Origin of the sequence: Mycobacterium sp. (assembly GCF_049281135.1) — a bacterium.
GTDB lineage: Bacteria > Actinomycetota > Actinomycetes > Mycobacteriales > Mycobacteriaceae > Mycobacterium.
On record NZ_JBAPRN010000059.1, the window covers coordinates 1 to 8,856 of the forward strand.

Sequence of the window (8,856 nt, forward strand, 5' to 3'; positions counted from 1 at the left end):
GCTGATGGCCCAATTGTCGCGGGTCCGCGGTGCCCGCCTGGCCGGCCAGTTCGGTGAGTGCGTCGGCGAAGCTTTCCTTGGATACGCGGACAATCTCGTGAACGCCCGGCATGGTTCCGGCGGCCTCTACGGCCGCGTTGTGGAAGGGGCAGCCGCGTAGCGTCGAGGTGGGAGCCGTCGGGCTGTCGAAGACGGCCAGCAGGCGCTGGCGCGGCGTTTGATCGCTGGTGCCGGTCGACAGCCGGTTGACGCGTTGCTCGATGCTGCGCAGATATTCCTCCACTACCGCGGTCTTGCTTGGAAAGTGCTGGTAGAGAGTGCGTTTAGAGACCGATGATTCGGCCGCGAGTCGCTCGACGCCGGTGGCGTTGATGCCGTCGCGGTAGAACAATTCGGCGGCAGTGTCCAGGATGCGCTGACGCGCGCCACGGCCACCCTTGTTTGCCACAGCCTGTTTGCTCATACCGGGAGTATACCGACCGGTTTACATCAACCGTCAAGTGGTGTAGCGTCGCGACCACAGAGGTACACCAATCGGTTTACTAGGAGTAGACATGACACAGCGACCGCCCGTAGTGCTGGTTACCGGCACCTCGTCAGGAATCGGTCAGGCCATCGCCAGAGCCTTTACCGCGAAGGGCTTCGAGGTTTTCGGCACCAGCCGCAACCCGCAACGCACCGAGCCGATCGCGGGTGTGGAGTTGCTGCCGCTGGACGTCACCGACCCCGAGTCGGTCGCCGCTGCTGTTTCGACCGTCATCCAGCGGGCGGGCCGGATCGACATCCTGGTCAACAACGCCGGAGTCGGTGTGTTCGGCGCCGCGGAGGAGAGCTCGATCGCTCAGGCTCAGGAACTCTTCGACACCAACTTCTTCGGATTGATCCGGCTGACGCGTGAGGTGCTGCCGCATCTGCGGGCCCAGGGCAGTGGTCGGATCATCAACGTCGGTTCGGTGCTGGGGTTCCTTCCGGCGCCGTACGGCGCGCTATACGCGGCCTCCAAGCACGCGGTCGAAGGCTATTCAGAATCCCTGGATCACGAGACCCGCGAGTTCGGTGTGCGGGTATCGGTGGTCGAACCCGGCTACACCAGCACCTCGTTCGAGGCCAACGCCGCCGACGCCGACTCGCCGATCGAGAGCTATGCGCCTCTGCGCGAACACGTCAAAGCCGGCCTGCGCAAGGCGGTGAGCGCCGGAGACGACCCCGCCGTGGTGGCGCGTGTCGTACTGCAAGCAGCGACCAGTCGCACGCCGAAGTTGCGCTATCCGGCCGGGCCGCTGGCGCGCCAGCTAACGGTTCTGAAGAAGTTCGCGCCGGCAGCGGTGCTGGACAAGGGGATTCGCAAGGCGAACAAACTGACCGCGGCGCCGAAGCCGAGTCAGGTTCCGCAGAACGTGCGCTGATGACCGACGAAAAAGCTAATGGCCGCCAACCAATTTCACTTTTCTTTGCCGTACCGGCGGACTAGATCGTCTTCGCCAAACACGTTTGCGTAGTCCATGCCATTGGCGTCGCGGCCGAAGAACGTCCACTTGCGGGGAGCCGAGTGAGGGACGCTGACCATCTTGACGGTGTAGCGCAAGTTGGTTTCGCGCAGCGTTCCGATGATGTCACCGACGCGGATCTTCGATGGATGAATCTCGGGTGCGTCGCACCAGTTTTGTGTGGCCACTACGTCCCCCTGGGTATCGTCACCACTCTACGCGTAAGCGGACGTAATGAAACACCTGAGTTACCAAACCGGGCGTCGGTGGCGTAACGTTGCAGGTGAGCCGTTTTGTTGCCGGCGGTGATCTGCCGGGACGCGTGCGGATGGCACTCGCGGGCAATGGGATTCCTCCGCTTTCCTGCGCCAGCGGGCTTGCGACGCCAGCCGTGAAGGAATTCCCTTGACCAGCAACACCTTTACCGCAAACCGAGTTGTCGCGAGATGAGCGACTGGCGCTCTGCGAATCCCATTCGGCTGGCGGTTGCCAGCCATTTGGGCGGGGACATCGACGGGGCATGGTGGCCGCGCGTTGATCGGATGACCGTCGAATTACCCGGCCTCATCGCGGCCCTGACCCCCTTGCTCGGAGACATCACCTCGATCAACGTCAACTGGCCGCACCTTCAGCGACCGCCCGACTTCAATTGGCCGGGGTGGGAACACAAACCCCAGCACGTGATGACCATCAGTGGCGAGAAGGCGCGGGTCAACCTGTTGATCATCCCGTATACGACGTACAGCGGCCTTGCCCTGATGGTGCTGCGGCGCGCCGCCAGCCTGCCCGTCCTTCCCGCCGACCGCGACAAACCCGCATTCGTGACCGCCGGCTCGATCCTGCAGGCCGCGATGACCCAGCGCGCGGCCAATCTGCCAGCTCAGGTGCCGCAGAACGTCCGGTAGTCGCCGAAACCTTCCGGCGCACGGGCGGCGTAACGCTCCAAGCCCGGTCGCTCGTCGTAGGGGGCGGTGACGGCAATCAGCAGCTGCTGGAAGGGATCCAGCTCTCCGGCCGTTGCAGCGGTCAACGCCTCCTCGACGAGGTGGTTGCGCGGGATGTACATCGGGTTGGTTCGATCCATCAATGCCGCATCCGGAGTAAGCGCGCGCCAGCGCGAGATCCATCCGTCGATGCCGGCCAGGTTGATGAACAATCCGCGGGTGCGCTCGGCGTCGCCGCGCGCCGCGTGGCTCAGCCCGCGGAAGAACGAGGTGTAGTCGACGCGGCTCTCACTCAGCAGCGCGAGCAGGTCTTCGACCAACGACATGACCGTCGCGGCGTCGTTGTCCGCGGAGAGACCGAGTTTGTCCCGCATCCCGTTCGTCCACGTGGCGTCGTACTGGCCGCGGAAAACATCGAACGCGTTCTCCGCGAGCGCGATGCCCTCGTCCACCGTGTCCGCCAGAAGCGGCAGCAGGGCCTCGCCGAACCGGGCGAGGTTCCATCCCGCGATGGCGGGCTGGTTGTCGTAGGCGTATCGGCCCCAATGGTCGATCGAGCTGAACACCGTGTCGGGGTTGTAGGCCTCCATGAAGGCGCACGGCCCGTAGTCGATCGTCTCGCCGGAAATCGTCATGTTGTCGGTGTTCATCACGCCGTGGACGAAGCCGATCAGCATCCACTGGGCCACCAACGATGCCTGAACCGCGGCCACCGCTTCGAACAGCCCGAGGTAGGGGTTGTCGAGCATCGCTACGCCGGGATAGTGGCGGGCGATCGCATGTTCCGCCAAGCGCCGCAGCAGGTCGAGGTTGCCGGTCGCGGCGGCGTATTGGAAACTGCCCACCCGCAGGTGGCTGGCCGCGACGCGAGTGAGCACGGCACCGGGCAGCGGTGTCTCGCGCTGCACCGGGCGTCCCGTCGCCACGACAGCCAGGGATCGCGTGGTGGGAACACCCAGCGCGTGCATCGCCTCGCTCACGATGTATTCGCGCAGCATCGGACCGACCGCCGCCAGGCCGTCGCCGCCTCGGGCGAACGGCGTGGCTCCCGACCCTTTCAGATGAATGTCGCGGAGACGCCCATCACCGTCGGAAAGCTCGCCCAGCAGCAGCGCGCGCCCGTCGCCCAACTGCGGGACGTATCCGCCGAACTGGTGTCCCGCGTAGGCCTGGGCGACCGGTGCGGCGCCGCTGGGAATCAGATTGCCGACCAGAAAACGCAACCCGTCCGGACTTGTCAGCCAGGCGGCGTCGAGACCCAGCTGGCCGGCCAACGGTGTATTGAAGGCCAGCAGCCGCAGGTCGGGAAACGTCTGCGCCTGCCAGCTGACAGCCATCTCCGGCAGGTCGCTGGCGAAGCGGTCTTGTAGAGCAACGGTGGTCTCCGGTGCGACGCTCACCCAGTCAGCCTACGGAGGGTACCGGCGGTGAGCTGTGTCCCGCCGCGACCAGCGTGACTAACATCGACCAGGCAAACCGTCCCGATAGGAGCCCTCACCGGAATGTTGGAGCCGCACGAGGTCGATGACCTCTTTCCCGCCGATCTGCCCGAACCGGGCGTGTGGGAACAGCGCTATCCACCCCGTGAGCTGCCTGACGGTGCTGAGGTGACTCGGTTGGCTCCGTCGCCGACCGGCTTCATTCACCTCGGCGGCATCTACACGGCGATGATCGACCGCGCCGTCGCGCACCAAACCAGTGGCCGCTACTTCGTGCGAATCGAGGACACCGACCAATCGCGGGAAGTGGCGGGCGCGCATGAACAGTTCGATCGTGCCTTCGCCTACTTTCGGGTCATTCCCGACGAGGGGGTTGGCGGCGGCGAGTACGGGCCGTACCGCCAGTCGGAGCGGGCGACGATCTATCTGAGTTTCGCGCGCGAGATGTTACGGGCCGGGAAGGCATATCTATGCTTTGCCACCTCCGAGCAGCTCACCGAGATGCGTACGCGCCAGCAACAACTCAAGCGTCCGACTGGCTACTACGGCGAGTGGGCGATCTGGCGTGACGCCGATGTCGCGGCCGTCCGTGAGCAGTTGGAAAAGGGGACGCCGTACGTCGTGCGTTTCCGGTCGCCCGGGCGCACCGGCGGGCGGTCCTCCTTCACCGACGCGATCCGCGGCGAGCTGTCGATGGAGGACAACTACAACGACGTGGTCATCCTCAAATCGTCTGCGGCCGTGCAACTGCCGACCTACCACTTCGCGCATGCTGTCGACGATCACCTGATGCGGTGCAACCTGGTGATCCGGGGCGAGGAGTGGTTGTCGTCGACGGCCTTGCATCTGCAACTGTTCGAGGCACTGGGATTCCAGCCGCCCACCTACGCCCACATCGCGCTGCTGATGAAGCAGATCCCGGGCGGCAAACGAAAACTGTCCAAACGCAAAGACCCCGAAGCCGACGTCGACTTCTACATCAGTTCGGGTTATCCCGCCGACGCGGTGCTCTACTACCTACGCGGTCTGGCCAACGGACGTCTGGCCGAAATCCCGCTGCCCGACGCGCTCGCCGCGCCGATCTCACTGGCCGAGTGCGGAGGCGCCGGCCCGCTGGTCGATCTGGTGAAGCTGGAAGACATCAGTGCCGACCACATTGCGACGCTGAGTGGGCCGGAAATCTATGCGGCCGTTACGGCGTGGGCGGCGGAGTTCGATCCCGAGCTGCATCGCGTGATCGAGGCGCACCCGGACCAGACACTGGCCGCATTGGCGGTCGAGCGCGACGGGGTCGTCAACCCGCGCAAAGACCTGCGCAAATGGTCAGACTTTCGCGGCGCCTACGGCTTCTTCTTCGCCGAGCTGTTCACGCCGGTGGCCGCCGACGACGCGCAACTCGGATTGTCGCCCGACCTGGTTCGGTCGTTCGCGGGGGACTTCATCGTGACCTATCAAGATCTCGACGACCCGGTGCAGTGGTTCCAGCAGATCAGGGACTTGGCCGACAAGTTCGGCTTTGCCGCTAATGCGAAGGACTACAAGAAGAATCCCGATGCCTATCCGGGCTCGATCCGGGAGGCATCGCAGTTGATCAGAGTCGGTCTGACCGGGTCGACCAAGAGCCCTGACCTGTTCCAGATCGCGCGCACCCTGGGCCGCGACGAAGTAATCCGGCGGATCAGTTCGCTGACGTAAACCTGCGTTTGGTCAGCCGCGGCCATGCTCGATCAGGTCGCGAACGCGATCCACCATTGACGCAAACGGTCCGACGGCAAAATTCAACATCGGTGATTCCACCCCGGCGTGCGGACGGGTTGGGGCGATGGCTTCAGCTGCCCGTACGGCTGCTGTCAGCCGCTTGAGCTCGTCGGCGTCGAGTTCCTTTTGCAACTTGGGGAATTCGTAGGTCTCCTCATGCTGAGCGTGGTCCAACACCGCATCCCGCAGCTTGGTGAGCTCATCGATGAACTGCTGTGAGGTGATATCGAGCTTCTCGATCCCCGACAACAGCTCTTTTGCCTCGTGCTCCTCTTCGAGCCGAGCATCCACAATCGAGTCGATGGCATCCACCTCGCGGCGCACCCGGGGGTGTACCACCATCTCCTCGGCCGTCTCGTGCACGGCGAGCAATTGGCGCAAGTGCACAAATGGCTTCTCGCGGGCCTTCGGGTCCGCCGCGAGCAGCACCTGGTCGAACATGTCCTCGATGAGGTTGTGCTGAGCTTTCAGGAACGCGATCACGTCGTCGGGCGATTGGATGATCATCTCGGACATGCCCATACCTCCGGTGTTCGAAAATTCGGCGAATGCGGGCAGTTGGCTGGGCGGCCCGGTTGGACTTGGCGTACCCCGCCAGGATGCGACTAAACGCCGCGGCACTGGGCGCTAGTCTGCATTCGGCATCAAGTCGAGGAGGCGGCCTGTGGTTTCAGCGGACCGCGACGTCACTGAGATCGACTTCGACGACCTGACGTCGCCCCGGCTGACCGACGTCCAGCGCCAGATTCTCGAGTTCACCGAGGCCAGGCCCGTCGAATTCGACATCGACCGGATGCTCGCCGAGGCCATCGATCAGGCCCGGGTGGGCGACGATCTCGCCGACACCGACGGTTTCCGCGATCGGCTGGCCGCGCACGTCGCCGCGATCGAAACCGACCAGGGCCTGACCCAGCTCACCCGCTCGTCGTTACGGCAGCGAATCGTTCGTCTGATGCGCAACCGGCTGTCGCTGACCGAGCTCATCAAGCGGTATCCCGAAATCGAGTCGATTCCGATCGAGAAGCCGTTCATCGTCGTCGGTATGCCGCGGTCGGGGACCACGCATCTGGTGAACCTCATCGCCGCCGATCCGCGCCGACGGGCGCTGCCGTACTGGGAAAGCCAGGATCCGATCCCCGCGGCCGGCGACGGCCCCGACATCTTCGGGGTCGATCCCCGCTACGCGCGGGCGAAGGCCGAGCATGATGCGTTGATGGCCAGTGCCCCGGTGGTAGCGGCCATGCACGATCGGTTCCCCGAAGCGATCGAGGAAGAGGTCGAGCTGCTCGACTTGGATCTGGCCGGCTACGTTCTGGAATGGCATGCGCGCGTTCCAGATTGGCGCGATTACTACCTGCGCCTCGATCAGAATCGGCACTATGCCTACATGAAGAAGGTTCTGCAGGCGTTGACGTTCCTGCGTGGCCCGCGAACCTGGATCCTCAAAAGCCCACAGCACTGCGAGCAACTCGGACCGCTGATCGCGACCTTCCCTGACGCGACAGTCGCGTTCACCCACCGCGATCCGGTCGCGGTCATCCAGTCGACGATCACGATGATGGCCTACTCGGATCGATTGCGCCGCAGAAGCATCGAGCCGGGCTGGCTGCTGGACTACTGGAGCGACCGCGTACACCGACTACTCGGTGCCTGCGTGCGCGATCGCGAGCTGATACCGTCCGAGCGCAGCGTCGACATCAGCTTCCACCACCTCAACGGCAATGAGATGCCATTGCTCGACCAGATTTATCGTTGCGGCGGAGTCGAATTGACGCCGAAGGTGCGTGGACGTTTCCAGCAGTACCTGGACGGCAATCCACGCGGTAAACACGGCAGCATCCGCTATGACCTGCGACGGCACTTCGGGATCTCGCCCGACGAGTTGCGGCAGCGGTTCGACTTTTACTTCGACCGGTTCGACGTCCGGCCCGAATGAAGGAGTCCACAACGATGTTCGAACCCATCTATCGCAGCCGGCCGGGCGCGGACGGCCTGGCCCCGGCGTCCGCGGACCAGGCCGAGGAGATCGCCCCCGGGCTGTGGTGCTCACCGGGTCTGTCGAATTCCTACTTGTTGACCACCGATGAAGGCCGGGTCATCGTCAACACCGGCATGGGCTTCGAAGGCCCGGTGCACCGGGCCAACTTCGACGCCGTCGACTCCTCGCCGGTGCGATACATCATTTTCACCCAAGGCCACGTCGATCACGTCGGCGGCCTGGACAGCGTCCGCGATCCCGACACAACGGTTGTCGCACAGGCGAACTGGACATTGTGGCGTGATGACAACGAGCGGCTGATCCCGTACCGGGCCAACCGCAGTGCATTCGCGTTCAAAAACACCCTGTCGACCGGCATTCAGGCTATCCAACGTCGACTGGGCACCAAGCGCTTGCCGGGACAGAGCGTCCCGGTCGTGGACCTTGACTTCGACGACACCCTCACGCTGAACATCGGCGGTCGCCGGATGGACCTGATCGCGGTGCCGGGCGGGGAGACCAACGACTCGCTGGTGCTGTGGCTACCCGACGAACGGATATGTCTGTGCGGGAACACTTTCGGCCCGATCTTCGGGCACATTCCCAACCTCGTCACGATGCGCGGCGACCGGTATCGAGACGCGCTCACCGCGATCGCATCGGTCGAGCGGGTCCGTGAGCTACAACCCGAACTACTGGTGACCGGTCACTTCGCGCCGATCGCCGGCGCCGAACGCATCCGCGCCGAGCTGACCCGGCTACGCGACGCCATCCAGTACATTCACGACCAGACGGTGGCAGGCATGAACGCCGGCAAGGATGTTCGGACTCTGATGCGCGAAATCACCGTGCCACCGGAATACGAAGTAGGCCAAGGCTACGGAAAGGTCGCGTGGGACGTGCGGGCCATCTGGGAGAACTACTCCGGCTGGTTTCACCACCGCTCCACCACCGAGCTCTACCCGGTTGCATTCGACGAAGTGGCCGCCGATGTCGTCGAGCTGGCCGGCGCCGACGCGCTCCTGCGGCGGGCACGCGAGCATTTGGCCGCGGGACGTCCGCTGCACGCCATCCACCTGGCCGAGCTGGTGGCCCACGATCATCCGGGAGCGCGCGACCTGTTGAAGCAGGCCCACGAAAATCTGTTGAGCGACAGCGCGAACTTCTGGGAACGAGCCTGGATCACCGAACAAATAGCGAGGAACGGATGACCGCGCAGGTCAGCTTCGACTTCACTGGGACCACGGTGT

9 protein-coding genes are annotated in these 8,856 nt (G+C 64.3%); 5 read left to right on the forward strand and 4 right to left on the reverse strand.

Translation table 11 applies throughout. The features are described from left to right. On the reverse strand, window positions 1-463 hold a 463-nt coding region (locus WAN02_RS02440; protein WP_422262512.1), incomplete at its 3' end, for a TetR/AcrR family transcriptional regulator. A 91-nt stretch (window positions 464-554) separates the two neighbouring features. Here WAN02_RS02440 and WAN02_RS02445 point away from each other — a divergent pair. Further along, a complete protein-coding gene (locus tag WAN02_RS02445) occupies window positions 555-1,406 on the forward strand; it encodes an oxidoreductase (protein ID WP_422262514.1) in 852 nt (283 codons plus the stop codon). Between the two features lie 35 nt (window positions 1,407-1,441). Here the strand turns inward: WAN02_RS02445 and WAN02_RS02450 are convergent, their stop codons facing one another. Then, window positions 1,442-1,675: a hypothetical protein gene (locus tag WAN02_RS02450; protein ID WP_422262516.1), complete on the reverse strand. Its 234-nt coding sequence runs from the start codon at window positions 1,673-1,675 to the stop codon at window positions 1,442-1,444. Window positions 1,676-1,933: 258 nt separating this feature from the next. On the opposite strand from WAN02_RS02450, the gene WAN02_RS02455 reads away from it, so the two are divergent. Further along, window positions 1,934-2,392: a DUF5994 family protein gene (locus WAN02_RS02455; RefSeq protein WP_422262518.1), complete on the forward strand. Its 459-nt coding sequence runs from the start codon at window positions 1,934-1,936 to the stop codon at window positions 2,390-2,392. Here WAN02_RS02455 and WAN02_RS02460 read toward each other — a convergent pair. After that, on the reverse strand, window positions 2,368-3,831 hold the full coding sequence (locus WAN02_RS02460; RefSeq protein WP_422262520.1) for a protein adenylyltransferase SelO: 1,464 nt from the start codon (window positions 3,829-3,831) through the stop codon (window positions 2,368-2,370). The genes WAN02_RS02455 and WAN02_RS02460 overlap by 25 nt on opposite strands. Window positions 3,832-3,933: 102 nt before the next feature. On the opposite strand from WAN02_RS02460, the gene WAN02_RS02465 reads away from it, so the two are divergent. Then, the gene (locus WAN02_RS02465) at window positions 3,934-5,565 is read left to right on the forward strand and encodes a glutamate--tRNA ligase (RefSeq protein ID WP_422262522.1); all 1,632 of its coding nucleotides are present in this window, start codon (window positions 3,934-3,936) and stop codon (window positions 5,563-5,565) included. A 12-nt stretch (window positions 5,566-5,577) separates the two neighbouring features. Here WAN02_RS02465 and WAN02_RS02470 read toward each other — a convergent pair whose 3' ends face one another. Beyond that, window positions 5,578-6,144 carry a hemerythrin domain-containing protein gene (locus WAN02_RS02470; RefSeq protein WP_422262524.1) on the reverse strand — a complete coding sequence of 189 codons (567 nt, stop codon included), beginning with the start codon at window positions 6,142-6,144 and terminating at the stop codon, window positions 5,578-5,580. A 148-nt stretch (window positions 6,145-6,292) separates the two neighbouring features. Here WAN02_RS02470 and WAN02_RS02475 point away from each other — a divergent pair, with 148 nt between their 5' ends. Further along, window positions 6,293-7,564: a sulfotransferase family protein gene (locus WAN02_RS02475; protein WP_422262525.1), complete on the forward strand. Its 1,272-nt coding sequence runs from the start codon at window positions 6,293-6,295 to the stop codon at window positions 7,562-7,564. Between the two features lie 14 nt (window positions 7,565-7,578). Continuing rightward, a complete protein-coding gene (locus tag WAN02_RS02480) occupies window positions 7,579-8,817 on the forward strand; it encodes an MBL fold metallo-hydrolase (RefSeq protein WP_422262527.1) in 1,239 nt (412 codons plus the stop codon). The last annotated feature ends 39 nt before the right edge of the window (window positions 8,818-8,856 follow it).

What these genes read in the sequence shown, in the direction of transcription:
- WAN02_RS02455 (WP_422262518.1), top strand. Translation starts at nt 1,934, where the DNA reads ATGAGCGACTGGCGCTCTGCGAATCCCATTCGGCTGGCGGTTGCCAGC.
- WAN02_RS02480 (WP_422262527.1), top strand. Translation starts at nt 7,579, where the DNA reads ATGTTCGAACCCATCTATCGCAGCCGGCCGGGCGCGGACGGCCTGGCC.
- WAN02_RS02445 (WP_422262514.1), top strand. Translation starts at nt 555, where the DNA reads ATGACACAGCGACCGCCCGTAGTGCTGGTTACCGGCACCTCGTCAGGA.
- WAN02_RS02465 (WP_422262522.1), top strand. Translation starts at nt 3,934, where the DNA reads ATGTTGGAGCCGCACGAGGTCGATGACCTCTTTCCCGCCGATCTGCCC.
- WAN02_RS02470 (WP_422262524.1), bottom strand. Translation starts at nt 6,144, where the DNA reads ATGTCCGAGATGATCATCCAATCGCCCGACGACGTGATCGCGTTCCTG.